Source organism: Acinetobacter sp. GW821-FHT09D10 (assembly GCF_059416285.1).
Genome location: NZ_JBWKOW010000008.1, coordinates 111,686 through 138,392 on the forward strand (window position 1 = coordinate 111,686; position 26,707 = coordinate 138,392).

Sequence of the window (26,707 nt, forward strand, 5' to 3'; positions counted from 1 at the left end):
TATCTATATCTTTTTTTATTGTTGCGAAAATAAAACGAACTGTCATATTTTTAATGCTGATTATAAAAAATGAGTTCAATACACTGTATTCATTCCCAAACAACGGCCCATGGTCAATCAAATAGGTAGGAAATAACAAAATGTCTACTTTCTTAGATAAAATTAAAAACCGTCGTACTATTTATGCAATTGGTAAAAATGTTGCATTAGATCGCACTAAAATTGAAGAGACAATTCGTGAGGCGGTTAAACATAGCCCTTCAGCTTTTAACTCGCAATCTTCACGTGTGGTGACATTATATGGTGAATCTCATGCTAAATTCTGGAATTTAGTTCGTGAAGCATTACGTAAAATTGTTCCTGCAGAAGCTTTTGCTGGTACAAACACAAAAATTGATAGCTTTGTAGCGGGTGCTGGTACGGTTTTATTTTATGAAGACCAAGCTGTTGTTAAAAATTTACAAGAGCAATTCGAATTATATGCAGATAACTTCCCAGTATGGTCTGAACATTCAAGTGCGATTGCTCAATTTGCAACTTGGACTGCGCTTTCAGAGCTTGGTTTAGGAGCATCTTTGCAGCACTATAACCCGATTGTTGATGCTGAAGCAGCTGAAGCATTTGATGTGCCTGCAACTTGGAAATTACGTGCTCAATTAGTATTTGGTTCAGTTGAAGCACCAGCAGGCGAAAAAGCATTTATTAATGATGCTGATCGTTTCAAAACTTTCAACTAATTGAAAGTTAAAAAGAGCACCTATTTAGGTGCTCTTTTTTTACGTTTTGAGAATTAATGCAATGACTAAATAAAACGGAAACTGATGAAATTCAAATATATATTTTAAAAATAATAAATCTGAAAATTAGCCAATAACTGCACTGTCATAAAATAGTCACAATCATATTGCATATTGCTCATGATTTAATAGCTTATCAAATACAGAGAAAGAAACAGATGACTTTAAGATTAGGTGTTGCTGCAATTGGTTTATTACTCAGTGGTTCAGTATTTTCAGCAGTTACAATTACAGCACCAGAGGAAATTGTAATCCTTGCGGTAAATGGTCAAGAAGTCAATTCTGGGTTATTTCGTTCATCTAAAAATAACTATAAAGTCGATGCGGGTGAAACCAGCTTAAGCGTACGATATCAAGAATATTTTGAACATTTAAATGGCGAGCATGACATTGTTAAATCTGGTGTAGTCACAATTCAAACACCTGCATTGCAAGATGGGAAAACTTATAAACTTTCAATGGTAGATGTCCCTAAGGACTTTGAAAATGCGAAAAAATATGCTGAACAACCAACAGTTGCTTTGTACAGTGCAAATAATGAATTAATTGTGAAACAAACGGGCGCAAACAATGAAGCAAAACCATGGTTTGCAACTGGCTTGTTGGGTAAAGTAACTGACTTCACGACTAAATCATCTAAACCACAGCCTGAAGCAGTGTATGCATCGGCCAAACCTGCATCTACTCAAGTTGTGGTACCCACTCCAACATCTATGCCAGTAACTGGTGTGGCACAAACCAATGATCAGCGTTTGGTAGAAACTTGGCAGAAAGCTTCTAAAGCTGAGCGTCAAAAATTTATGGCATGGTTAGCTGAACAATCAAATTAATCAATTGCTATTTAAAATAAAGCCGATTTAATATCAGCTTTATTTTTAGAATTTTTATAAATAGCCTAAGTATATTTTATGATTAATTTAAATTTTCGTTTAACTCAATTCGCTGATATTCCACAGCTCGTAGATTTAATTAATAAGTCTTATCGAGAACAACAAGGCAGAAGTTGGACAACTGAGCTTGAATTTGTAAAAGGGCAACGTATTACAGAGCACCAATTAGAAGAACAGCTACAACTTTCGAATTCGACATTATTGGTAGGGGAAACTAACTCTTCCAAAATTGTTGCATGCATTGGACTTACATTTGAAAACAATCAGGTTGAGGTTGGGACGTTCTGTATAGATCCTCATGTTCAAAATATGAGAATGGGTCGCTCTGTTTTAGAATATGCGGAGCAATATGCATTGAAAGAAGTTCCTTGTCTGGTCAATGCCGTAATGTATGTGCTAGATGTACGTTCAGAGTTGATTGCTTATTATGAAAGACGTGGATATGTGAAAACGGGTAATGAACAGGCATATCCAGTTGAAGCAAATGTAGGGGTACCAATGGTACCTATTAAATTGATTGAAATGAAAAAAGACCTCAAATGAGGTCTTTTTTCATTTAGGTTAGAAACCAGATGTAATAGCCTAAAAGCATGAGAGGCCATGCTAACCATGGACTAAACAACCATTTCCATAACCAGAAGTTTGGTACAAAACCCACTCCATAAATAAAGCCACCAGAAATACCGATCATCACCAACATGAGTTGACTATGATTATAGTGTCCGTTTGCATCTAACATGAGTGAAGGGTAAACCAGCAAAATTGCAGCAAGAGGCAATGCCAACAGAAATGAAAGGGCCATTGCGAATGCTTGAACTTTTCGATGATTTGATGCTGTCATTGCTTTTGCCATGATTTATTCCTCATCTAAGTTTTGATGGTGCTCGATATAAAGTGCACTGAGTACACCTGCAAAACATGCCATCAAAATGCCAAGGATCCATGCGAAATACCACATTTGCTTCTCCTTAATACAAGCTATGCGAGTTTGACTCGATGTGTTTGTTGGTAATGACTCCCCACATTTTGTAATAAGACCAACTGGTATAGATCAAAATGAGTGGTACAAAAATGCCAGCAGCTACAGTCATAACGCCTAAAGTAAGATGGCTTGACACAGCATCCCACATCGTCAAGCTAGAATTAGGATTAATACTAGATGGAAGCAAGAACGGGAATAGTGCAAAACCTGCGGTTAAAATTGCTCCTACAATCATTAAACTTGTACCAGTGAAACTTAAGCCTGCTTTTGCTTTTGAAGCTGCAATAATTGCAATGATTGCGCCTAATATTGCAAGAACTGGGGCAACTTTAGTAATTGGATAGGTACTGTAATTGTTCATCCAACCTGGGTTGCTATTGGTAACGACCTCTTTTGCTAAAGGGTTGAGTGCAGCATTTGGATCAATGGCTACTGCATAGCTATAACCGGGTATTTGACCAAAATACAGCCATGCTCCAATAACAAGAAAACAAGCTAGAAATATCATTGCCATAATCTGAGTTGCTTTTGCAGAGCGTTGCTTTAAAGCATCGTCTGTACGCAACATGAGCCATGCACCGCCGTGGGCACAGAGCATTGAAAGACTGACAATACCGCAAACTAATGCAAACGGATTTAAAAGAGCAAAAAAGCTGCCAGTATATTCAGAGCGTAAAGTGTCATCTAAACCAAAAGGTAAGCCTAGAAACAAATTACCAAAGGCTACACCGAACACAAGCGCTGGAACAGCACCGCCAATGCATAGGCCCCAGTCCCAAGAATTACGCCATTTAGTGTTTTCAAGTTTGGAACGATAATCAAAGCCGACTGGTCGCAAGAAAAGGGCGAATAAAACCAGTAGTAATGCCCAATACATACCAGAGAAAGCTACAGCATATACCATTGGCCATGCAGCAAATAATGCACCACCTGCTGTAATAAACCAAACCTGATTGCCATCCCAGTGAGGAGCGATCGTGTTAATGGCCGCACGTCGTTCGTTATCAGTTTTCCCAACGAAAGGCATGAGAGCCATGGAACCCATATCGAAACCATCAGTGAGAGCAAAGCCGATCAGAAGTACACCAACTAACACCCACCAAATGATTTTTAATAGTTCATATTCAATCATGATAAGGCCTCCCCATTAACAGCTGCTTTTGGTTCTTGCTTTTCAAAATGATATTTACCAGTGTGCAGAGAGCTTGGCCCTAGACGAGCAAACTTGATCATTAAGTACATTTCAATAATTAAAAGTGCGGTATAGAACGCTGCTAGTGCAAGAATCGAACCCCATACATCCCCACTACTTAAACTAGACGTAGATAGGTGTGTTGGTAAAATTTCACCAATAGACCACGGTTGGCGGCCACCCTCAGCTACATACCAACCAGTTTGCGCAGCGATCCAAGGAAGTGGCAAGGCAAACAATGCATATTTCAGGAGCCAAGGTTTATTTTCAGCATTTCTTTTTGCTACAGCCCAAGTTGCTAAAATGAAAAGTAGTAGCATTAAGAAGCCAGATGCAACCATTGCACGGAAAGAGAAAAATAGTGCTGTAACATTTGGAACAGTATCTTTTACAGCAGCTTTAATATTTTGCTCATTTGCATCAACTACATTTGGTGCATATTTCTTAAGAAGTAGGCCATAACCTAAATCTTTTTGTTTTTTTTCAAACGAAGCTAATAACTCTGGTGAGCGATCACCCGCACGTAATTTTTCAAGTTCAGCATAGGCAAGCATACCGTTGCGAATACGAACTTCGTGCTGCTGCATGAGATCTTTAAGCCCAGTAACTTCTTTGGTTGTTGAACGGGTTGCAATTAAACCCAATGCATATGGAATTTTAACTGCATAATCTGTCCGCATTTCTTCATGGTTCGGTATACCAAATAAAGTAAATGGAGCTGGAGCAGGGTGAGTATCCCATTCAGCTTCAATTGCAGCCAATTTGGTTTTTTGAACATCACCTAATTCATAGCCAGATTCATCACCGAGTAAAATCACTGAAAGTGTAGATGCAAGACCGAAAATTGCAGCAATTGCAAATGAACGACGTGCGAAAGGAAGATCACGTTTTTTAAGCAAGTAGTAGCTTGAGATGGCAAGTACGAAAATCGCACCAGTTACATAGCCCGCAGATACAGTGTGTACAAATTTAACTTGAGCTACGGGGTTAAAGATAAGCGCGCCGAAATCGACTAGTTCCATACGCATAGTTTCAAAGTTGAACGCAGCACCTACTGGGTTTTGCATCCATCCATTTGCAACCAAGATCCATAAAGCAGACATGTTAGAACCTAGCGCAACTAACCATGTTACACCTAGATGCTGAACCTTAGTTAAACGGTCCCATCCAAAGAAGAATAAACCAATAAAGGTCGACTCAAGGAAGAAAGCCATCAGGCCTTCAATGGCTAATGGTGCACCAAAAATATCACCAACATAATGTGAGTAATAAGCCCAGTTCGTTCCAAACTGGAACTCCATGGTTAAGCCAGTCGTTACCCCTAACGCAAAGTTAATACCAAATAATTTTCCCCAAAATTTAGTCATATCCTTGTAAATTTCTTTACCGGAAATGACATAGGTGGTTTCCATGATGGCAAGGATAAATGCCAAACCTAAAGTTAAAGGGACGAAAAGAAAGTGATACATTGCAGTCATTGCAAATTGAAACCGCGAAAGATCAACCACGCTTTCAGAAATCATCAACGTGTCTCCTTAATGTTGGAAATGTTATCGCCAGCAATATGCTCGGCGACCTGATTGTCAAAATTTTTGGGGATGGTGGGAGCATCAAACCAAATATGTTTAATCGTTAAAAGAAGCACTATTTTTATTATTAGAATAATAGTGATTTCTTTAATTAAACGACTATTAAGATTTTGAAAATTAAGGCTCATTAATTAAACCTCATTTGATATTAATTTTATTATTAATCAAAATATAATAAAAATAAACAATAAATATATTTTAAATGGATATTTAAATAATTAATTTATAAAAAACAAATATTTAATATTTGAAAAATAATACTATACTAAAATGGTTTGAATTGATTATTAATTCCTACTAAAACACTTGTAAATAAAATTATTAAGTTGATTAAAATGGTTTGTTTTGAATTTAATTCCGACTAAAATGGTTGTATATAATATTTGTTAATTTTATTTCTAACTAAAATAGTCGGGATAATAAATAATTAATTAAAAAAGAAAATAATAAAATAAGGCCGTAATAAAGCCTGCAAAAAAGCAATAATGGATTAAAAGAATTATTAAGGATTAATCGGGTGCGAAAAGATCGTTTGAGATAGAGATTTTTTTGGCTACATAATGGCTTTTATGTACTTTGACAAGAATGACTTGGGAATATAATTCGAGTTCACCATATTCTGGTTCTACTTGAACATAGTGAAGTTGACCAAATTCATCACGTACGCGTGCTTGAGCAGAAAAACCTGGTCTGGCATTACCACTGGAAATAGTCGCTAATCGCCCTAAAAGGTTATAGTTGGTATGTGTAAGCTTCGGCTTAATCACTTGGTCAAGGCAATGAATCATGAACACAGTAAAAAAGATTGCGATCACAAGTGCTGGGACGATTAAATAAAATGGTGAAATAAAATAATGCTGTATTGCGAAGAAAGAGAGTTGTAAAAAGTAACCTGCATAACTGAAATTGATGAGTAAAAAAACGAAAATTAGAGCTTTAGAAAATTTAACATTAAGTAGTGGTGAGTTAGAAAGCCAATCCGGTGCAATTTTTTTAAGTAACTGACTTGGACGGAGTCCAATATACATACCAATGGTTTCTACCACGCTGAGCAATATCAAAGCCACTACACTTAAGTGAAATGGCATAAGATAATAATTGAAAAAGAAATCAGCCATGGCAGAAACTCTAATGTTTATAGCTTCAGTCTACGATATAGATACCGCCATCTGAATGTACTTTAAGCTCAACTTTGTTTAAAAAATCACCTAAACATGGCCCTGAAATACATTCGCCTGTTTCCACAGTAAATAAAGCACCATGAGTAGAGCACTGGATGTATTCTTGGTCTTGATCGAGAAATTGATTTTCTAAATATTCAAGCTCAGTTTGTAGGTGAGGGCATAAATTCTGATAAGCATAGAATGCACCGTCACGTTGCGTAACGAAAATAGTAGTTCCTTGTAAAGTGTCAAAAGCTCTAGCTTCACGCTCAGGAACTTCTTCCGTCATACAGATCCTTTCCATTTCAAGCACATTCCTTCTGAAAATTTTCAAGAAGTTTAGCATAATCATTTACAGCTAAACGTGGTCCGAATTGAGAGACTACTTCACTCGAAATTAAGATGGCTAACTGAGCCGCAGCATTCAAATCTTGATGATAATTTAGGGCATAAAGGAATGCGCCTGCAAATGCATCGCCAGCACCATTTGTATCAACTGCTTCCACATGACGACCCGCAACATGGAAGTGCTGAGTTGGGTTAGAAACTAAAGCACCTTTGGCACTTTGTGTAATGACTACAGTATGATTTTTAAAACGTAATTGAGTAAGAGCATCTTCTACAGAAGTTGTATTGGTATACATTAAAGCTTCTTGCTCATTACAAAATAGTAAGTCTACGCCATCATCCATGAGCTCTTCCAAGCCTTCACGAGCGTATTGCACCATGGCAGGATCTGAAAGAGAGAGGGCAATTTTAACGCCATTTGCTTTTGCAATTTCTCTTGCTTGTTTTACAGCTTTACGAGCCGTTTCACTTGTAGAAAGATAACCTTCAATATAAAGCCACTTTGCTGTTTTTAATGGTTCAAAGTCGATTTGATCTTGAGAAAGTTCAGCAGTAATACCCAAATAGGTGTGCATAGTGCGTTCAGAGTCAGGGCTAATTAATACCATACAGGTACCGGTTACGCCTTCACTGATCGATTTTGGTGTGGTCTGGATGCCAGCTTCATTTAGACCTTGTAGGTAGATCGCACCTAAATCGTCATGACCAACACGGCAACCATAAAAAGCGCTTCCACCTAATGCACTAAAAGCTACAGTCGTATTTGCTGCAGAACCGCCACTTGCTTGACCCTTGTAGTCTTGATGCTGTTTTAACTCTGCATAAAGAGCAGATTGAGTGTCACCATCGGACAACTGCATTGTGCCTTTTTGCAGGCCTTGTTGATTAAGAAAATCATCAGACACTTTAAATTCTTGGTCGATTAATGCATTACCAATTGCAAAAAGATCTACAGTTGCCATATGTGTTGTCACAAATAAAAAAATCAGGTAGCTAAGTTTACACCATTGCTTGGATTTGCTGTAGTTTGTTGAATAAAATTCAGTTAATTCAAAGATAAGTGGAGAAATATTATTGTCTGAATATTCTTTAGATCAGAGGATAGGTCATTGAGATAAAATTGATAAGCTTTTTTATTCAATGTCTATCATATACATAGAATTAAAAGCTTTCATTCTGTTAGGATAAAACATTCATGGCTATGTGCTTGATATCAAAGCTGTGCCCTTGAAAACTAATACCCAACAAAAACATAGTATTTTACTTGGCTTTTGTTCGCCAATCTCAAGCTGACTCAGGCTATAATGAGACTTATTCACTTATCCGATATGTTAGGAGATCACATGACTGTAGATGTCACTGAAACCATTTCTCAAACTGTTCACCCTGCGTTTCAGTTGCTACGTCAGCACCATGTTGAAGCATTAGATATTTTAGTATCTGAATATAAGCATAAAGTGACAGGTGCGGTGCATTATCACTTGGCAACTGATTATGATGAAAATGTATTTCTTGTTGCTTTTAGAACACAGCCTATGGACTCTAAAGGCACTGCGCATATTTTAGAACATACAGCTTTGTGTGGATCTGAAAAGTTTCCGGTACGTGATCCGTTCTTTTTAATGATTCGTCGTTCTTTAAATACGTTCATGAACGCATTTACAGCAGCAGATTGGACCGCATATCCATTTGCTACTCAAAATAAAAAAGATTTCCAAAACTTACTTTCTGTTTATCTTGATGCGGCATTTGCTGCTAATTTGAATCCGCTTGATTTTGCTCAAGAAGGTATTCGCATTGAACTTGAAAATGGGCAACCTGTTTATAAAGGTGTGGTCTTTAATGAAATGAAGGGTGCCATGAGTGCGCCGTCTGACCAACTTTATCACCAGTTGGCTCATCATTTATTTCCTGAAACAACCTACCATTACAATTCAGGTGGCGATCCAAAAGATATTCCTGATTTAACGTATGAGCAGTTAGTCGAGTTTTATAAGACTCATTACCATCCAAGTAATGCGGTGTTTATGACCTTTGGTAATCAAACAGCTTATGAGTTACAAGAGCAATTTGAAAAACTCGCTCTAAATAAGTTTTCTGCGGGTACAACTTTATATTCTAAGCCTGAAAAACGTTTAGCGGCGCCAATTGAAGTAACAGAAAACTATGGTGTTGATAGCGACGATTTAAAAGATAAAACTTATCATGTCTTATCTTGGTTATTACCTGAAGCAAACGATGTTAAATTGCGTTTGGGAATGCGTTTAGTTGAAGGAATTTTATTAGAAAATTCAGCTTCACCACTGCGCCATTACCTAGAAACTTGCGGATATGCTCAATCAACCGGTCCATTAATGGGTGTAGATGACAGTAACTTTGAAATGACGTTCTATTGTGGTGTTCAAGGTTCAAACCCTGAGCATGCTGAAACCTTTAAAGATGGCGTTTTAAATGTTTTAAGTGATGTCGCTGCAAAACCAATTGATAGCGATTTAGTCGATGCAATTTTACATCAAATTGAATTACATCAACGTGAAATCAATGGTGATGGTACACCATATGGTTTAAGTCTAATTTTAAATGGCTTAAGCGGTGCGATTCACCACAATGACCCAATTCAAATTTGGGACGTTGACAGCGCAATTGCGCAAGTTAAAGAAGAATTGAAAGACCCAATGTGGTTATCAAATCTGATTCAAACACATTTGCTAGACAACCCTCATCGTGTTCAGATGACTTTAGTTCCAGACCCAACAAAATCTGTAAAAGAGCAAGAGGCAGAAAAAGCACGTTTAGCTGCTATTGGTGAAAAGCTAACTGATGCTGATAAGGCTGAAATTATCGCTAATACCAAGGCTTTAGAGGAACGTCAGGATACTCCAGATAACCTTGATCTATTACCAAAAGTAGGTTTGGAAGACGTGCCTGCTGACTTGCATATTGTGCAGGGTCAATTACGCGAAATTCTTTGCAATCGCATGGATACGCCGTTGAACTTGTATCATGCTGGTACGAATGGTATTTACTATCAACAAGTCCTCATTCAAATTCCTAAAGATATTGTAATGTCACCTTATTTCAATTTGCTCTCTATCTTGATGGGCGAAGTAGGTGCAGGAGAATATGATTATCTTGAGCTACAAAACTTACAAACTGCTGTAAGTGGCGGTTTAGGAATGGGCGCTTCTTTACGTAGTAAAGTCGACGATAAAGATAAAATTAGTGCTTGGTTAACATTAACGACTAAATCTTTAACTCAGAAGTTTGATGCAATTCATTTATTAAAGTTAGCATTTGAGCAGCTTCGATTTGATGAGAAAGAGCGCATTATTGAGCTCTTACAACAGCGTAAAACACGTTGGCAGTCTCGTTTGTCTGGCGCTGGTCATAGCTATGCAATGCAAATCGCATCACGTAATATGAGTGCATTGGCTCAACGTGACTATCAAAACACTGGGTTAGGTGCATTAAACTGGTTGGGTGAGCTTGTTGCTAAAATTACCCAAGATGATGCAGCTTATGATGAGCTAATTGCGGAATTAAAACGTATTCATACTAAATTATTGCAAGCGCCTAAACAGTTCTTGCTTGTATGTGAAGAACATCAGTCTGAACGTTTAGTTGAAGAAATCCAAAATGTTTGGGATAAATTAAATGTTGGTCCAGCTGCAACAGAGTTAACGCACGTAGCACAAGCAAATGATAATAATCATGAAGCATGGTTAATTCAGGCAAATGTTCAGTTCTGTGCTTCTGCTTATCAAGCTGTCGATGTATCGCATCCAGATGCGGCTCCATTAATGGTATTGGCAGCTTATTTACGTAATGGATTCTTACACAGTGCCATTCGTGAGAAAGGCGGTGCGTATGGTGGCGGAGCAAGTTATGATGGCAACGCGTGTTCATTCCGTTTCTATAGTTACCGTGACCCGCGTTTAGCAGAAACTTTTAAAGACTTTGAAGCAAGCGTGCAATGGTTATTAAATACGGAACAACAGCCTCATCAACTTGAAGAAGCGATTCTTGGACTCGTTGCAAGTATGGATAAACCGGGTTCACCAGCGGGTGAGGCGATCACAGCATGTTATGCATTGTTGCATGCAAGAACACCTGCTTTCCGCCGTACCTTACGTGACCGATTGCTGCATGTAACATTAGAAGATTTACAACGTGTTGCTCGTCAATATTTAGTTGAGCAAACTCCTGTAAAAGCTGTAGTTGCACCATTTGCAAAACGCGATGAATTGCAACAATTAGGTTTTATCATTCAACAAGTTAATTAAAATAAAAATTGGAGATGAACATGGCGTTCAGACAATTTGAACGCACATCTTTACAGCTAAGCATAGGTATCGTGCTTAGCTGTTTGTGTGCGTCTGTGACATATGCTGATACTTTGGCACCTGTAACCCCTGCGACAGTAGATGCATGTGTTGCTCTTGCTTCGAATGCCGATCGTCTGGCTTGTTATGACTCTGTATTTAAACCAGCAGCTTTACCAGTTATTCAAGCTGCGGCTGTACCAGAACCTGTTAAAAAAATTGATGCACCTGCTATTCCACCTGAAACATTTAAAGAGAAGGTGGTAGATACAGTGAGTAATATCAAAATAATTGGTAAAGCACCAGAACTTAAACCCACTACTTCTTTGCTGGATCAACGTTGGGAGTTGTCTGAAGAGAGTAAACTAGGGGTTTGGAATATCCGTGCTTATCAACCGGTCTATTTGTTACCAGTATTCTGGACCAGCGACAAAAATGAATTACCTACTAGCCCAAATCCAAACAACGTAGAGCATACAGCTCAGAACCTGAAATCAATGGAAAGTAAATTTCAGATTTCTTTAAAAACCAAAGCTTGGGAAAATATTTTTGGCAACAATGGAGATTTGTGGGTAGGTTATACACAATCTTCACGTTGGCAGACATTCAATGCTGAAGAGTCTCGTCCTTTCCGCGAAACGAATTATGAGCCTGAAGCAAGTTTAATGTTTAGAACCAACTATGAATTGCTTGGTCTAGATGGTCGTTTACTTGGAGTCACTTTAAATCACCAATCAAATGGTCGTTCAGATCCATTATCTCGTAGCTGGAATCGCGTAATCTTTAATGTGGGATTAGAGCGCGGTAACTTTGCTTTGATGCTTCGTCCGTGGGTGCGCATTGAAGAAGACAGCAAAGATGATAATAACCCTGATATGGAAAATTACATTGGTCGTGGTGATTTAACAGCATTTTATAAGTGGAAGGAAAATGACTTCTCTTTAATGCTGCGTCATTCTTTGAAAGGTGGTGATGATTCTCATGGTGCTGTTCAATTTGATTGGGCTTTCCCAATCAGTGGCAAACTGCGTGGACACTTCCAGTTGTTTAATGGTTACGGTGAAAGCTTAATTGACTATAACCACCGAGCAACTTACGCGGGCTTGGGTGTTTCACTCATGAATTGGTACTAAGTCTTTACTTGTAAAAATGCCGCTTTTATAGCGGCATTTTTATTATCCAATTTGAATATTGGCTTGAGGGTGCTTGAGTCGACTTTTTTTCGGAGTGGCAATTAAATAAGCCAGTGTTAATGGGCCGAGTCGCCCAGCAAACATCAACAAACTTAAAATGAACAAACTACCATTATGCAGCTCTGGCGTTATTCCACGAGAAAGCCCTACAGTACACGCTGCTGAAACAACCTCGAATAGCAAATTCATAAAGTCTGCTTTAGGCTCTAAAAGCAAAATAATAAAGAATCCCATGAAAATGAGTATGCTGGTAATTGCAGTGACTGCTAATGCTTTATAGGTCGTTTCATGTGAGACTGAATGATTAAATATTCGAATTTCATCTGTGCGCCGTAAAAATGAAATAACACTGAGCACTAAAATTACAAAGGTCCCAACTTTAATTCCACCTGCGGTACTAAGTGAGCCACCACCAATGAACATAAGCAACATCATGAGTAAGGAGCTGCTGTTGGTCATTGCTCCTGTATCAATGGTATTAAATCCTGACGAGCGTGGAACAGTGGCTTGAAACCAAGCATTTAATGCTTGATCACCGATACTGAGCATTCCTAGAGTATGTGGGTTTTGAGCTTCTAAAGCCCATATTAAAATAAAGGCAATAAGGTTAATCACTGTAATAGTGGTAAGAATTAGCTTGCTATTGGGAGTGAGTTTTTTCCATTTTTTATTTTGCTTAATGTCCATGAGAACCAAAAAGCCAAGCCCACCTAAGGTATAAAGTATGCTAACAGTTATACAAATAATATAATTGCTTTGAAAACTTATTAAGCTATTGGAAAATAATGAAAAACCAGCATTGTTAAATGAGGAGATACTGTAAAAAATCGCATAGTACAATCCACGTGCAAAGCCGTAAGTCGGTGTAAAAGCAGTAGTGAGAATAATTGTGCCAATAAGCTCAAAAATAAGGGTATAAGTGACAACTCCCTTAGCAACAAAAGTCACTTTTGATAGGCTCGTTTGTCCGAGACTATCTTGTGCCATCATTTGTTGTTTAAGACCAACTTTGGGTGACAAACTTAGTGCAGCCAATATGGCAAAAGTCATAAAGCCCAAACCACCAGATTGAATCAGCAATAAAATAATAGTTTGCCCGAACAGGGTAAAAGACTCATGAATATTTAAAACAGATAAACCGGTGATTGTGACTGCTGAGGTTGCTGTAAAGAGGGCATCCATCCAGCTCACATGACCTGTATTGGCAAACGGTAGCTTTAGTAATAACGTGCCAAAAATAATAAAGCCCAAAAACCCCAGTGCCAAGAGTGAAGGAGGGCTTAAATTTAATGTTTTATGGAGCTTGGGATATATAGACATATTCTAGATTTCGTTTTTTATATGAAGCAATTAGAAAGTTTCTTTAACTGCGGTAAATGACCTTCCAAAATAAGAATATCATGAGTTTGCAAGGTGAAATTTTCTTCGGTCTCAAACAAAATTTGCTGCTGTCTTTTTACGAGCAATGTTTTGACCTGTGGTGCTTGCTGCATAATGCCATATAAGTTAATACCATTAAGTTTTTCTGGAATTTCAATTTTAATAATATAGTGATCATCGTCTAAGGACATATAACGACTCACCATTGGATAGTTTAGTGCTTGAGCAACGCGTACTCCCATATCTTCTTCAGGATGAATGATTTTATTGATATTGAGATGAGACAAAATGGTGTGATGTGCTTTAGTTTTTGCTTTTACCCAAACTTTGTCCATACCTAAATTTTTTAAATTCAGTACACATAGGATACTTGCTTCAATATCTTCACCAATTGCTACAACAACTGCATCACAATTTTGAATATTAAGTTCATCGAGTACATGTTCGTCGGTTGCATCGGCAATGACGGCATGAGTTAAAACGTTGGCAAGATTTTCAACATTCTTTTTTACCGTATCAATGCCAATAACATCATGATTTAATTTTGTGAGCTCTTGAGCAACAGTTGCTCCGAAACTCCCTAAGCCAATGACTGCAAACTGTGCCATGTTGGTCCTTGTTTCCTAGTTAGACGTTTATTTTTAAGGATATTTTCTTTGAGATAAAGAGAGGCAATGTAAATATGATGGGAATATTAAAAGAATTATATGAATAAGCCGACAAATTTGTCGGCTTATTCATCAAAATTGAAGATTATTTTAAGAAACGTTTGTAGCCAACATTATTTGTAATTTCTGCATACGGATAACTAATCTGCTCAAGAGTTTCAATTAACCCATCAGGATTTTGTTTCGCATCGGTCGCTTGTAAGCCAACTAAAACACGTCCTTCTGCTGCACCATGATTACGGTAATGGAATAGCGTAATGTTATGGGTTGGGCCTAAACGAGTTAAGAAGGTTAAGAGGGCACCTGGACGTTCAGGGAACTCAACGCGGAACAATCTTTCATCATCTAGATTTGCATGACCGCCAATCAAATAACGAATGTGTAATTTGGCAACTTCATCATCAGATAGATCATCTACCACATAATTTTGTTGTTTTAATTGTTCTAAAATTTCATGGCGCTCAGCGTCACCGCTTTTTAAGCTAATACCAACAAAGACTTGTGCTTCTTCTGTATTGTTTGCTCGGTAGTTAAACTCGGTAATATTACGGCCTTGTAAAGCGCGACAGAAGCCTAAGAATGCCCCTTTTTCTTCTGGTAATGTCACTGCATAAATGGCTTCACGCTGTTCACCTAACTCGGTACGCTCAGCAATATAACGTAGACGGTCAAAATTCATATTGGCGCCACATACAATCGACACAATGTTTTTATTGCTGATTTTATGTTCGGTAATATATTTTTTGATACCAGCGAGGGCCATTGCGCCAGATGGTTCAACAATGCTGCGGTTTTCATCAAAGGTATCTTTTATTGCTGCGCAAATTTCATCTGTGTTTACAGTTACAATATCAGGGTCAACAATTGGACCAGAATTATCAGACTTACGCAGACGAATAATATCAAATGGTAAAGCACCAATTTGTGCAACGGCAGTACCATCTGCAAACAAGCCTACATGTGGCAAGATTACGCGCTCATTTGCTTCTAAGGCTGCTTTTAAACACGCAGATTCTTCATATTCAACACCAATAATTTTCACGTGAGGTGCAACTTCACCAAGGTAAGCCGCTACGCCTGAAATAAGGCCACCACCACCTACAGCAACAAACACATATTCTACATCACGCCATTGACGTAATATTTCATTTGCAATAGTACCTTGACCCGCAATGACAAGTTCATCGTCATAAGGTGGAATAAATACAAGGCCTTCAACTTCGGCACGTTGTTGCGCATATTTATTTGCTATATCAAAACTATCGCCATGTAACACAACTTGACCACCCAAGCGTTTAACTGCTTGAACTTTAATGTCAGGAGTCGTACTTGGCATGACAATAATCGCTGGAATTCCTAAACGTTGACCTGATAATGCTACGCCTTGAGCATGGTTACCAGCAGATGCACAAATTACCCCACGTTCAAGTTGTTCTTTAGGTAATTGGCTAATACGGTTATAGGCACCGCGTAATTTAAAAGAAAAAACAGGCTGTAAATCTTCACGTTTAAAACGAATAATATTATTTAATTTTTGACTAATTCGTGGAGCTGCTTCGAGAGGTGTTTCAATTGCAACATCATAAACCGTTGCTTGTAAAATTTGTCGTACCACACGAGACAGCATGTTCATCTTCCCTATAACAGTTTAAAATAGGAAGTTATTGTAGCAAACCCCTGTGCATTTGCGCCGATTATTGGTGCATAAATGTCAAAAAATAGTTGAGTGATGTCATGAGTCTATACGCAACCCAAGATGAAAAGAAACAAGCTGCTGCGAAAGCTGCTTTAAAACACTTACCCAAAGGTGGCATTTTGGGGGTTGGGACTGGAAGTACAGTAAACTTTCTAATTGATTTATTGCCTGAATTGCAATTAGAAGCTGCTGTGGCAAGTTCTCAAGCAACTGCCGATCGCCTTAAAAAATTAGGTATCGAAGTTGTAGACATGAACCATGTTGGTGGTTTAGATGCCTATGTTGATGGTGCAGATGAGATTGACCGTCATATGCATATGATTAAAGGCGGCGGTGCTGCATTAACACGTGAAAAAATTGTTGCTTCAATTGCAAAGAAATTCGTATGTATTGTTGATGATTCAAAGTGGGTTGATCAACTTGGCCGTGATTTTCCACTTCCTGTAGAAGTTATTCCAATGGCTCGTTCGGCAGTTGCTCGTAAACTAGTCGCTTTAGGTGGTGATCCGGTTTATCGCGAAGGGGTCGTAACAGATAACGGTAATGTGATTTTGGATGTATTTAATCTTAATATTTTAAATGCGATTGATGTAGAAAAAACCATTAATAACATTCCAGGTGTTGTGACTAATGGTATTTTCGCTTTAAACCCAGCAACGATTGCAATTGTTGCAACAAATAATGGTATTGAAGAGCGCACAGCACAGTAATGTCTGCAAAAATGCCAGAAATTAAAATTGTTCGACACGTAAGGGCAAGAAAATTGCGCTTACGTGTCGAGCCAGCTTCAATACGCCTGACAGTTCCTTTGTTTTGCAGTAAGAATCAAATTCGGCTTTTTTTAGCACAATCTGAGCAATGGTTGATCGAAACGTGGAATAAGCAACAACATGTTCAATCTAGTTCACTTGAAATTCCTTCAGAAATTTATTTTTTTAATAAAGACCAACCGTTTCAGGTCGTTGTTCAAAAGCAGCATCGTGTTTTCCAATTTGATTGGGAAAATAGCTGTCTATTTATTAAAGATACGCAGCCATATTTGGCATTACAAAGTGCAGTAATTTCTTATGCAAAACAAGAATTACCCAAGCTTTTAAAAGACCTGAGTGAGCAAACTCGTCTAAATTACAGCGAATGTTCAATCCGCCGTCCCAAAACTCGTTGGGGAAGCTGTAGTAGTCAGCATAATATTATGCTACATGCAGGTTTGGTGCTCATGCCACATGAGATTGCTCGCTATGTCGCTATTCATGAGTTAGCTCATACTAAACATTTTGATCATAGCCCTGCCTTTTGGGCAGAAGTTGAAAAATACGATCCATATTTTCAAAGACACCGCAGACAACTTAAATCAAATCCATTGCCTGCATGGTGGTATGTCTCAAATTAACTAAAACTACATTCTAATTGTGGTGTTTGTAAGTTATCTGGTGCTTTTCGGCTATCTAGACCTGCTTTGGCACTCACGATTTTATTTGCTTTAATCGATAATTGTATAAAGTTGTATTGCTGCGTTGAGTTATTTGGTTCGGCTGAACTTGAGTTGAGTAAATAACTTAAGCTTGCAGCATCTGTTTGCAATAAATTATCTGTACTATCCGCACTTAAAGCAGAGCGATAAGTCTGTGATCCTTTAATAAGTTCGATTTGACCATTCGCACGGAAATTAAGTTGGCAACCTGTTGCAGTGTCTTCATAGTGACCTACTAAATAGTCTGTAGCTGGTAGTTTGGGGTCGGACAGATTAATGCTAGTCAAACCTTGTTTACAAGGATATGCAGAACCGTTACAAGTCGCTGTAATACCGCTAAAACCTACAGCGCGACGATAATCACCAGCACCATCTATGCGGAAAAAGTCAGTCGTATTTCCAACAGGTACGACCCCTGAATATAGTTTCTTGTCGAGTAGATTATAGCCTGTTTGATCCAATAACTCCTGTGAATTAGTCTTAGCTAATTCTAAGGTAGATAGTCTTAGATTGGTTGCAAAATTATCGCGTGTAGCTTTTTGATTAGCTGCGATATCTAACAATGTATTTTTAACTGGATCAATATTATTTGGAGCAGATGTGAAAATAGGGGTAAAGGTCGTTTGATCCCCATGAAGTTTTTTTCCATCTAAAAAGCCATCTTTTAAATCGGTTGCCAAACTTTTAATGAGCTGTTGGTATGTGGTTGTTCCACCATGAAAAGTTGACCAATATTGTAAGTAGCCAAAGCTAAGATAACTATCTACATATGTGCTAGGTTTTGTAGAGGAGTACTGCATGAGGGAGTTGGCTGGACTTAAACTTGGAATGTCGGCATCTTTGAATGCATTAAGAAGAGATCTATAAACGTCTTGAGAAGCTAAATCCACATGCAATTGCTCAATGCGGGTGGGGTCAATTGTTTCTTGAGGGAGTTGTCCTGAGCGTATAACAGCGCGTTGATAAATAGCTTCACTACTTGGACTTATGGATAGGGTTCTGCCACTTAGACTGTTCGGTGTAATAAACGCATGATAAATACCAGAGAAATTTTGGTATGTTAAAGCAATGGGATCAAATACTTGGGATGAATTTTGAGCCGTAATTTCTACACGATATAAACGATTCAATTTAGCGGTAGGAATTTTGACATTAAAGCTGTTTAAACTTGCAATTGAAGTATCTAATAAAACAGAGTTAGTGGTGTTGTCATATACTTTTAGTTGGATGTTACGCATTTCTACAGGAGATTTAAGCGTAACATCAGTCGTTGCCTCTGGAGTAGGATCAACGGGTGTTGGAGTGCTTGGTGAGTTGCCACTACTACTGCCTCCACCTCCGCAACCTACAAGGGCAGCACTTAAAATTAATGTGCTCAAGCCAAGGTAAGTGTGTAATTTTGTTTCTTTTGATTGATGAAGCATCCTAGCTCTCCAATTAAATCTGGTATTTATTTGCTGATATTTGTTTAGTTATGACAGTTCAATAAGTGCTATCTAATTGTCGCTAAAATTAAAAAAATTAAAATTACCAAGCATGAAATGGTTTTGTAAGCTTGGACATCCTGTCATACTACTGCGCAAGTATAGATTCAAAAATTGAGGTAATGCACGTGATTTCTGTCGGAATTGTTGGTGGAACGGGTTATACAGGCGTTGAACTATTACGTATTTTATTACGACATCCTAAAGCGCAGGTTCGAGTTCTTACTTCACGTACAGAAGCGGGCAAACCAGTTGCAGATATGTTCCCTAATTTACGTGGACATACTGATCTTCAATTTTCAGATTTAAATATTGATGATTTAAAAAAGTGTGATGTTGTATTTTTTGCGACTCCTCACGGTGTTGCTATGCAGCATGCAAAAGAATTGATTGCAGCTGACACTAAAGTTATTGATTTAGCAGCTGATTTCCGTTTGCAAAATCTTGAGCAGTTTGAGAAGTGGTATGGCATGGAGCATGCTTGCCCAGAAGTTCTGGAAAACTCAGTATATGGTTTGGCTGAACTAAACCGCGAAAAAATTAAACAGGCGCAAGTGATTGGTAACCCTGGTTGCTACCCGACTACCGTTCAATTGGGTTTGGCTCCACTTTTGAAATCAGCACAAGCATTGATTGAAACAAAAAATATTATTATTGATGCGAAGTCAGGCGTTTCAGGAGCAGGCCGTAAAGCAAGCTTAGGCATGATCTATACTGAAAATGCTGATAACTTCAAGGCCTATGGAGTTGCTGGTCACCGTCACCATCCAGAAATTGTTGAAGCATTAGAAAATATTGCTGGACAAAAAGGTGGTTTTGAAGGGCTCCTGTTTGTTCCTCATTTAGTTCCAATGATTCGCGGTATGCTCAGCACAATTTATGTCGATTTGACAGAAACTGGAAAACAAACTGATATTCAGGCATTGTATGAGCACTTTTATGCAAATGAAAAATTTGTTGATGTGATGCCTGCTAACAGTTCGCCTGAAACACGTAGTGTGCGCGGTGCGAATGAGCTTCGTATTGCTTTATATAAGCCGCAGCCGAATAAACTTATTATTCTTGCGGTACAAGATAACCTTGTGAAGGGTGCATCTGGTCAAGCTGTACAAAATATGAACCTTATGTTCGGCTTTGATGAAGATGAAGGCTTACAAGGGATTGGTTTATTACCATAAAAAACTCTTTTTTGCTTCACACACATTTAAATTTCGATTTAAATGTGTGTCTTGACTCTGATCTTAAACACTGAGATGACGATGCAAAACTCTGGACAGACGACTTCAGCAGAAAGTTCGTTGCAAAAGAAAAAATTTTTAAATACCAATAAACCTTTGTTTATTGGTGCGGCTATTTTAATGAGTGGTTGTCTTGCGCTCGGCTACACAATTGGTCACCGTCAAGGTCTAACTGTTGTAGGTTACGATGCAGATGCAGAGCAATTGGTTGAAGTGGTGCAAAAGCAAAAAACAGCTTTAGATGCGGTTAATAAAAGCCTGAATGCTGCGGTACAAGAGCGTGATGTTGCTGTAACAAATGCAAATGATCTGTTTGAAGCCCTTAATCAGGCCAATGCTGATAAAACGCAGCAAGAAGGTATGAGTAATATCTACCGTGATATCTTGAGGCAGCGCGGTGGTCTAAGCTTAACGATTCAAAATTTGGCGATCAAACCTCTGCCTGAAAATGCTTATGAATATCAGTTAGATTTAGTACAGGTAAGCCCAAGTAAGCGCCGTGCTTCAGGATCGATTGAGATAAGGCTCATTAAAGATACAGAAGTTTTAGTTGTACCACTTGAAGCTAAAAGCTTTAACTTTACTGACTTCGAGCGCTTAACAGGTCGTTGGACGATGCCTAAAGGTTTTACACCTCAATTTATTGAGGTACGTTTAACAGGCGGTTCTGATACACCAGTTATTAAACGTTTTAGTTGGCAGCGCGGTAAACCTGTCGAAACATCTTCTGCTTTCGTGGCAGAAATTCCTCAAGCTGAAGCAAATTCACAATAGTAACATCCTATGCGAACAAATAAGCGTCAAACAAACTTAAAAGATATCAAGGCTTCTTTTCAGCAGTCTGGTTATGTCGATTGGCACTTCCATCCACGCTTAAGTGATTCGCAAAACGAAGATCATGACGGAGAGGTTGTTGTACAAACAGCACCTCCTGAACTCAAGCGTCCGCCGTTATATGCAGTCGTCTTAATGAATGACGATTACACGCCAATGGACTTTGTAATTGAAATTTTACAACAATACTTTGCAATGAATCTTGACCAAGCAACTCAAGTAATGCTAACAGTACACTATGAAGGTAAAGGTATTGCTGGGGTATATCCAAGAGACATCGCGGAAACCAAAGCAAACCTTGTTAATAATTACGCTCGATCGCAAGGTCATCCATTACTTTGCCAGATTGAGCCTAAAGCATAAGGGGGTTACATGCTCAGTCGTCAATTAGAAGTATCATTACGTTTGGCTGTTAGCATGGCTCGTCAAAAGAGACATGAGTTTCTTACAGTTGAACACTTATTATTAGCACTACTCGACAACGATTCGGCCGTGAATGCATTAAAAGCATGTGGGGCTGATATAGTTTCTTTACGTAAAGAATTAGAAGAATATGTAGAACAACATACTCCTAAGCTTGGCGAAAATAGCGAGCAGGCGCCTCATCCAACAGAAAGTTTTGACCGCATTTTGCAACGTGCTATTTTCCATGTGCAATCAAGTGGTGGCGATCGTACTGTTGAGGGTGCAGATGTTTTGGTCGCAATGTATTCAGAGCGTGATTCTTTTGCTGTGTATTTGCTTAAACGTCATCAAATCAATCGATTGACATTGACTCAATACTTGTCTCATGGGACACGTAAAGATGAAGTGCAAGTTGAAGAAGAAGTTGAAGATATTGAGGGTGAAACGAGTACGGGCAATGCAGGGCCATTAGAGCTTTATACGCTGAACTTAAATGTTGAAGCGCAAAAAGGCAAAACTGATCCACTTATTGGTCGTGAAAAAGAAATTGAGCGTACAGCCCAAATTCTGTGCCGCCGTCGCAAAAATAATCCATTACTGGTAGGTGATCCGGGCGTTGGTAAAACCTCGATTGCTGAAGGTTTGGCATGGTTAATTGTGAATGGTAAGGCGCCTAAACCTTTGAGTCAGGCTGAAGTTTATAGTTTAGATATTGGTGCATTAGTTGCTGGGACCAAATATCGTGGTGACTTTGAAAAACGTTTGAAACAATTGCTTAATGCTTTGAAGAAAAATCCCAATGCGATTTTATTCATTGATGAAATTCACATGATCATTGGTGCGGGCTCGAGTATGGGCAGTACAATGGATGCTTCGAATCTCATCAAGCCAGCTTTGGCAAATGGTACTTTGCGTTGTATCGGTTCAACGACGTTCCAAGAATATCGTCAGGTTTTTGAAAAAGACCATGCGTTATCACGTCGTTTCCAGAAAATTGATGTCAATGAGCCAAGTATTTCTGAAACAATTGATATTTTACGTGGCTTAAAATCTAAATTTGAAGATTTTCACCACGTACAATATGACGATAAAGCATTGGTATCAGCTGTAGAGCTTTCTGCTAAATTCATTAATGATCGTTTCTTGCCAGATAAGGCAATTGATGTGATTGACGAAGCTGGTGCTCAGCGTCGTTTGAAGGCTGAAAGTGATGATAGTTTGATTACTGTAGAGAATATCGAAGATATCGTTTCTAAGATCGCTCGTATTCCGCCTAAAACTGTTTCTAAAGATGATAAGTCAGTGCTTGAAAATCTTGAGCGTGATTTAAAACGTGTTGTGTTTGGTCAAGACGAGGCGATTACTGCTTTAGGTTCAGCGATCAAGTTATCTCGTGCTGGATTGAAATCACCAGATAAGCCAGTAGGTAGTTTTGTTTTTGCTGGCCCAACAGGTGTGGGTAAAACTGAAGTCACTAAACAACTGGCGAAGTTGTTAGGTGTGGAGCTGGTGCGTTTCGATATGTCTGAATATATGGAACGTCATGCAGTTTCACGTTTGATTGGTGCACCTCCGGGTTATGTGGGTTATGACCAAGGTGGGCTGTTAACTGATGCGATCCATAAGAACCCACACTGTGTTTTGTTGCTAGATGAAATTGAGAAAGCACATCCTGATGTGTTCAATCTCTTGCTGCAAATCATGGATCATGGTGCTTTAACGGATAACAACGGACGTAAGTCAGACTTTAGAAACGTTATTATTGTCCTGACTACGAATGTGGGAGCAGAGAGTATTTCTCGCGCGAGTATCGGTTTTACTGAACAAGATCATAGTTCTGATAACCAAGAAGCAATGAAACGTGCTTTCTCACCAGAGTTTCGTAACCGTCTAGATAGTGTTATTCAATTCAAGTCATTACCAACAACTGTTATTGAGTCTGTGGTTGATAAATTCTTGACAGAGTTACAAGCTCAACTGGATGACAAACAAGTTGTACTTGATGTCGATCAAAGTGCTCGTGATTGGTTGGCAACAAACGGTTATGACCGTTTGATGGGTGCACGTCCAATGCAACGCCTCATTCAAGAACACTTGAAGAAACCATTAGCTGAAATGATTTTGTTTGGTGAACTGGCAGATCATGGTGGTAATGTGGCTGTATCAGTGAAAAATGAAGATGGCAAAGCTGTCGGCTTAAAGCTTGAAGTGTTTGAAGATCATCATACGGCAGAACCAGCATAACTCATGTTAATTGATAGTCTTGCTATAACCCGAATACTGAGTGTATTCGGGTTATTTATTATTACAGCAATTGCTGAAATTCTGGGTTGTTATTTCCCTTATCTGATTTTAAGAGAAGGTAAGTCGGCTTGGCTGTGGTTACCTACAGTTTTAAGTTTGGCTGTCTTTGTATGGCTGCTGACCCTACATCCGGCGGCTTCAGGGCGCATTTATGCTGCATATGGCGGTATTTATATTTTTACTGCGTTAATGTGGCTGCGCTTTGTTGATCAGGTCGGATTAACAAGATGGGATATATTAGGTGGTCTAATAGTGCTTTGTGGAGCTGGCTTAATTATTTTGCAACCTCAAGGGCTGATTCGTTAAGACAATGAGTGAATCAAATCTTAAGCGTGAAAATAAGAGGTTTTTTTCAAAAAAAAGACTTGTCAAAGCCCTCAACAATGCGTATTTTAGATTTAAGGAACATTTTTTTATATTTGAGATAAAGATGTTAAATCTATCTGTGAACACTAACGCATATTATTATTTTTGGCAATTTAGATAGTTGCCTGAGCGTATTCGGGCATGAGAAAGTTGCCCATCACAGTTAATACCTGATCGGCAACCCCGATCAGGTTTTTTTATGCTTTATCTTTTTGAATCGAGGAACTTAAAATGAACAACATGACTTATTCATACTTTAGCAACTTTTATTGGTTTTACTTTTGCTTGCCTTTACCAACGAATAGATCCAAAACGCTCAAATAAATGATCGGACTGAATAGATTGCAGTCCCAAGGAAAAACCAATGAATGCCCTAAATACTTTATTAACACAAAGCAATACAAAAGAAACTCCAGTTAGTTTACCTGTCCAGTTAAAAGCAAAATATCCGCTTGCACACGGTTTCGTGCGTCAAATTGCCGAACACCGTCAAACTATTCAAAATATTCTTATCGGCAAAGATCATCGGTTAATGGTAATTACAGGGCCTTGTTCCATTCATGATCCGGTTGCAGTACTTGAATACGCTGAAAGATTGCAAAAATTACAAGAAAAAGTAAAAGATCAAATTTTTATCGTGATGCGTGCATACATTGAAAAACCGCGTACAACTGTTGGTTGGAAGGGTTTTATGTATGATCCAAATTTAGATGGTTCATCAAATTTACAACTTGGTTTAGAGAAGTCTCGCGAACTTTACTTACAAATTATTGAAAAGGGTTTGCCAATTGCGAGTGAAATTTTAAGTCCAATGGCAACTGGTTATTTTGATGATTTATTGGCTTGGGGGGCAATTGGTGCTCGTACAAGTGAGTCTCAAATTCATCGTGAAATCTCAAGCCACATGCCATACAGTATTGGTTTCAAGAATGGTACTGATGGCTCAATTCAGATTGCATTAGATGCGATTCAGTCAGCACAAAATGAACATCAATTTCTAGGAATGAATCAGCAAGGTTTACCTTCAGTGATTCAGAGTGCCGGCAACCTATTACCGCACTTGATTTTGCGTGGAGCGAATCATGGACCAAATTATGATTTAGCTTCAATTCAGGCAATACGAGAAAAACACAAACAAAATCTTCCTGCATTGGTGATTGACTGTAGTCATGGTAATAGCAGTAAAGATCCGTTACGTCAGCCAGAAGTTTTACAGCAAATCGTTGCTGAACGTTTAAAAACACAAGTAAAGGGTGTCATGATTGAAAGTCATTTGGTTGATGGTAGCCAGAAGATTTCTTGTGATATGACTTATGGACAGTCAGTAACTGATGGTTGTTTAGGATGGGAAAAAACCGAGCAACTTTTGTTAAGTGTTTCTGAGCAATTAAAAGTGAAAGAGTTAGCTCATTCTGCTTAATGATTTACACATTTAAAAAGGGATCTGCGAACAGATCCCTTTATTTTTTAAGAAGCATATTTTAATTCTGATAAGAATGTTGTGATTTCATGCCCAAATTTTTTCGGCTCGGTCAATAAAGGTGTATGGCCTGAGCGCTCAAAATATATTGCTTTTGCATGTTCGATACTCTGTGCAATAAGTGTCTGCCCAGTTTCTGGATAAAGCGTCGAATTACGACCAATAAAGAAAGTGGTTGGGCACTCTAATTGCTGGATAGCTTCACGATAATCTTCATTGTGATAAAGATAATTTTCCACATACCAAAATAAATAATCTAAACGCTGAATAGGTAATAAATATTTTTGTAGAAACGGTTGTTTTAGCGCTGTTTTAAAAACTAAAGGGCTAAATGGATTGCTACTTTGTAAATCAATAAAATCTACCCAAAGGCGAACCAATTCCTGTCGATCTGGAGGCGATAATTCATAAAGATATTTGGAATTTTTGTGCTTTGATAATAATTGATAGATATCATTTAGTAATTGTTTGAACTGAGTATGATGAGAACCAAATAAACCATACTCCCATGTTGAATCGACAGATATTTTAGGTGTTTGGTCGATATGTAAATATGCTTTTAGTTGCTGTGCGAGATGAGCATGTTTCATACCATGCATGGCCGTTGTGGCACCCATCGAATAACCCATCAAGATAAAATTATCGAGTTTTAATTGTTCTATTAAATGAGCAACGTCTTGCCAATGGCTTGATATTGCATCTTGCTCAGGGATTGCACAATTTTTTGAACCGCCAAACCCACGCCAATCTGGAATAATAAACTCATAATCTTTACGGTTTGCATAAATAAAAGGGAGCCATTGCCAACTTTGCATACCAAGACCAGATAAAACCAAAACTGGTTCACCACGACCAACACGACGTACAAATAAATTTTCCTGATCGGGCATGGTGTAATATGGCAT

General features: G+C 38.4%; 26 protein-coding genes. 13 read left to right on the forward strand and 13 right to left on the reverse strand.

The window, feature by feature from the left end; all coding sequences use genetic code 11:
• The first annotated feature begins 140 nt into the window (after positions 1–140).
• The 3 genes from AC07M3_RS16500 (at position 141) to AC07M3_RS16510 (ending at position 2,230) form a co-directional block, all read left to right on the forward strand.
• Positions 141–737: a nitroreductase family protein gene (locus AC07M3_RS16500; protein WP_004643073.1), complete on the forward strand. Its 597-nt coding sequence runs from the start codon at positions 141–143 to the stop codon at positions 735–737.
• 218 nt (positions 738–955) lie between these two features.
• Positions 956–1,627, forward strand: coding sequence for a YccT family protein (locus AC07M3_RS16505; RefSeq protein WP_494567760.1), 672 nt, complete (start codon positions 956–958; stop codon positions 1,625–1,627).
• 78 nt (positions 1,628–1,705) lie between these two features.
• Entirely contained in the window at positions 1,706–2,230 is a 525-nt protein-coding gene (locus AC07M3_RS16510; RefSeq protein WP_494567759.1) for a GNAT family N-acetyltransferase, read from the forward strand.
• A 13-nt stretch (positions 2,231–2,243) separates the two neighbouring features.
• Here AC07M3_RS16510 and AC07M3_RS16515 read toward each other — a convergent pair whose 3' ends face one another.
• The 8 genes from AC07M3_RS16515 to AC07M3_RS16550 all read right to left on the reverse strand — a co-directional run bounded on the left by AC07M3_RS16515 (position 2,244) and on the right by AC07M3_RS16550 (position 7,923).
• Positions 2,244–2,543, reverse strand: coding sequence for a cyd operon YbgE family protein (locus AC07M3_RS16515; protein ID WP_307011168.1), 300 nt, complete (start codon positions 2,541–2,543; stop codon positions 2,244–2,246).
• Entirely contained in the window at positions 2,544–2,645 is a 102-nt protein-coding gene (gene cydX / locus AC07M3_RS16520) for a cytochrome bd-I oxidase subunit CydX (protein WP_000270276.1), read from the reverse strand.
• A gap of 10 nt (positions 2,646–2,655) precedes the next feature.
• Positions 2,656–3,801, reverse strand: coding sequence for a cytochrome d ubiquinol oxidase subunit II (cydB, locus tag AC07M3_RS16525; protein ID WP_133746746.1), 1,146 nt, complete (start codon positions 3,799–3,801; stop codon positions 2,656–2,658).
• Positions 3,798–5,384, reverse strand: a complete 1,587-nt coding sequence (locus tag AC07M3_RS16530) for a cytochrome ubiquinol oxidase subunit I (RefSeq protein WP_494567758.1) — start codon at positions 5,382–5,384, stop codon at positions 3,798–3,800. Before AC07M3_RS16530 ends, cydB begins: the two co-directional genes overlap by 4 nt.
• Positions 5,384–5,578: a cytochrome oxidase putative small subunit CydP gene (gene cydP / locus AC07M3_RS16535; RefSeq protein ID WP_003652097.1), complete on the reverse strand. Its 195-nt coding sequence runs from the start codon at positions 5,576–5,578 to the stop codon at positions 5,384–5,386. Before cydP ends, AC07M3_RS16530 begins: the two co-directional genes overlap by 1 nt.
• A gap of 381 nt (positions 5,579–5,959) precedes the next feature.
• On the reverse strand, positions 5,960–6,568 hold the full coding sequence (locus AC07M3_RS16540; protein ID WP_003652096.1) for an OB-fold-containig protein: 609 nt from the start codon (positions 6,566–6,568) through the stop codon (positions 5,960–5,962).
• A gap of 25 nt (positions 6,569–6,593) precedes the next feature.
• Positions 6,594–6,902: a Rieske (2Fe-2S) protein gene (locus AC07M3_RS16545; protein WP_003652095.1), complete on the reverse strand. Its 309-nt coding sequence runs from the start codon at positions 6,900–6,902 to the stop codon at positions 6,594–6,596.
• A 16-nt stretch (positions 6,903–6,918) separates the two neighbouring features.
• The gene (locus AC07M3_RS16550) at positions 6,919–7,923 is read right to left on the reverse strand and encodes an adenosine kinase (protein ID WP_494567757.1); all 1,005 of its coding nucleotides are present in this window, start codon (positions 7,921–7,923) and stop codon (positions 6,919–6,921) included.
• 381 nt (positions 7,924–8,304) lie between these two features.
• Between AC07M3_RS16550 and AC07M3_RS16555 the strand changes: the two genes are divergently transcribed.
• Complete coding sequence (locus AC07M3_RS16555; RefSeq protein ID WP_494567756.1) at positions 8,305–11,244, forward strand: insulinase family protein; 2,940 nt, start codon at positions 8,305–8,307, stop codon at positions 11,242–11,244.
• 20 nt (positions 11,245–11,264) lie between these two features.
• Positions 11,265–12,416, forward strand: coding sequence for a phospholipase A (locus tag AC07M3_RS16560; RefSeq protein ID WP_494567755.1), 1,152 nt, complete (start codon positions 11,265–11,267; stop codon positions 12,414–12,416).
• Positions 12,417–12,458: 42 nt separating this feature from the next.
• Here the strand turns inward: AC07M3_RS16560 and AC07M3_RS16565 are convergent, their stop codons facing one another.
• The 3 genes from AC07M3_RS16565 to ilvA all read right to left on the reverse strand — a co-directional run bounded on the left by AC07M3_RS16565 (position 12,459) and on the right by ilvA (position 16,157).
• Positions 12,459–13,796, reverse strand: a complete 1,338-nt coding sequence (locus AC07M3_RS16565; RefSeq protein WP_494567754.1) for a TrkH family potassium uptake protein — start codon at positions 13,794–13,796, stop codon at positions 12,459–12,461.
• A gap of 17 nt (positions 13,797–13,813) precedes the next feature.
• Positions 13,814–14,464 carry a potassium channel family protein gene (locus AC07M3_RS16570; RefSeq protein WP_017392252.1) on the reverse strand — a complete coding sequence of 217 codons (651 nt, stop codon included), beginning with the start codon at positions 14,462–14,464 and terminating at the stop codon, positions 13,814–13,816.
• 145 nt (positions 14,465–14,609) lie between these two features.
• On the reverse strand, positions 14,610–16,157 hold the full coding sequence (gene ilvA / locus AC07M3_RS16575) for a threonine ammonia-lyase, biosynthetic (protein ID WP_494567753.1): 1,548 nt from the start codon (positions 16,155–16,157) through the stop codon (positions 14,610–14,612).
• Between the two features lie 101 nt (positions 16,158–16,258).
• Between ilvA and rpiA the strand changes: the two genes are divergently transcribed.
• Together rpiA and AC07M3_RS16585 are read left to right on the forward strand one after the other, a co-directional pair.
• Positions 16,259–16,930 carry a ribose-5-phosphate isomerase RpiA gene (gene rpiA, locus AC07M3_RS16580; protein ID WP_003652085.1) on the forward strand — a complete coding sequence of 224 codons (672 nt, stop codon included), beginning with the start codon at positions 16,259–16,261 and terminating at the stop codon, positions 16,928–16,930.
• The gene (locus AC07M3_RS16585; protein WP_494567752.1) at positions 16,930–17,610 is read left to right on the forward strand and encodes a YgjP family zinc-dependent metalloprotease; all 681 of its coding nucleotides are present in this window, start codon (positions 16,930–16,932) and stop codon (positions 17,608–17,610) included. The genes rpiA and AC07M3_RS16585 overlap by 1 nt, the downstream gene beginning before the upstream one ends.
• Here the strand turns inward: AC07M3_RS16585 and AC07M3_RS16590 are convergent.
• A complete protein-coding gene (locus AC07M3_RS16590) occupies positions 17,607–19,115 on the reverse strand; it encodes a hypothetical protein (protein WP_494567751.1) in 1,509 nt (502 codons plus the stop codon). The genes AC07M3_RS16585 and AC07M3_RS16590 overlap by 4 nt on opposite strands.
• 182 nt (positions 19,116–19,297) lie before the next feature.
• Between AC07M3_RS16590 and argC the strand changes: the two genes are divergently transcribed.
• The 6 genes from argC to AC07M3_RS16620 all read left to right on the forward strand — a co-directional run bounded on the left by argC (position 19,298) and on the right by AC07M3_RS16620 (position 25,742).
• The gene (gene argC, locus AC07M3_RS16595) at positions 19,298–20,353 is read left to right on the forward strand and encodes an N-acetyl-gamma-glutamyl-phosphate reductase (RefSeq protein ID WP_494567750.1); all 1,056 of its coding nucleotides are present in this window, start codon (positions 19,298–19,300) and stop codon (positions 20,351–20,353) included.
• Between the two features lie 75 nt (positions 20,354–20,428).
• On the forward strand, positions 20,429–21,187 hold the full coding sequence (locus AC07M3_RS16600) for a DUF6776 family protein (RefSeq protein ID WP_307011170.1): 759 nt from the start codon (positions 20,429–20,431) through the stop codon (positions 21,185–21,187).
• A 9-nt stretch (positions 21,188–21,196) separates the two neighbouring features.
• Positions 21,197–21,610: an ATP-dependent Clp protease adapter ClpS gene (gene clpS / locus AC07M3_RS16605; RefSeq protein WP_002121129.1), complete on the forward strand. Its 414-nt coding sequence runs from the start codon at positions 21,197–21,199 to the stop codon at positions 21,608–21,610.
• A 9-nt stretch (positions 21,611–21,619) separates the two neighbouring features.
• Positions 21,620–23,896 carry an ATP-dependent Clp protease ATP-binding subunit ClpA gene (gene clpA / locus AC07M3_RS16610; protein WP_003652076.1) on the forward strand — a complete coding sequence of 759 codons (2,277 nt, stop codon included), beginning with the start codon at positions 21,620–21,622 and terminating at the stop codon, positions 23,894–23,896.
• Between the two features lie 3 nt (positions 23,897–23,899).
• Positions 23,900–24,262: a YnfA family protein gene (locus AC07M3_RS16615; protein WP_003652074.1), complete on the forward strand. Its 363-nt coding sequence runs from the start codon at positions 23,900–23,902 to the stop codon at positions 24,260–24,262.
• 424 nt (positions 24,263–24,686) lie between these two features.
• Entirely contained in the window at positions 24,687–25,742 is a 1,056-nt protein-coding gene (locus AC07M3_RS16620) for a 3-deoxy-7-phosphoheptulonate synthase (RefSeq protein ID WP_494567749.1), read from the forward strand.
• Positions 25,743–25,789: 47 nt separating this feature from the next.
• Here AC07M3_RS16620 and AC07M3_RS16625 read toward each other — a convergent pair whose 3' ends face one another.
• Positions 25,790–26,707, reverse strand: coding sequence for an alpha/beta fold hydrolase (locus tag AC07M3_RS16625; RefSeq protein ID WP_494567748.1), 918 nt, complete (start codon positions 26,705–26,707; stop codon positions 25,790–25,792).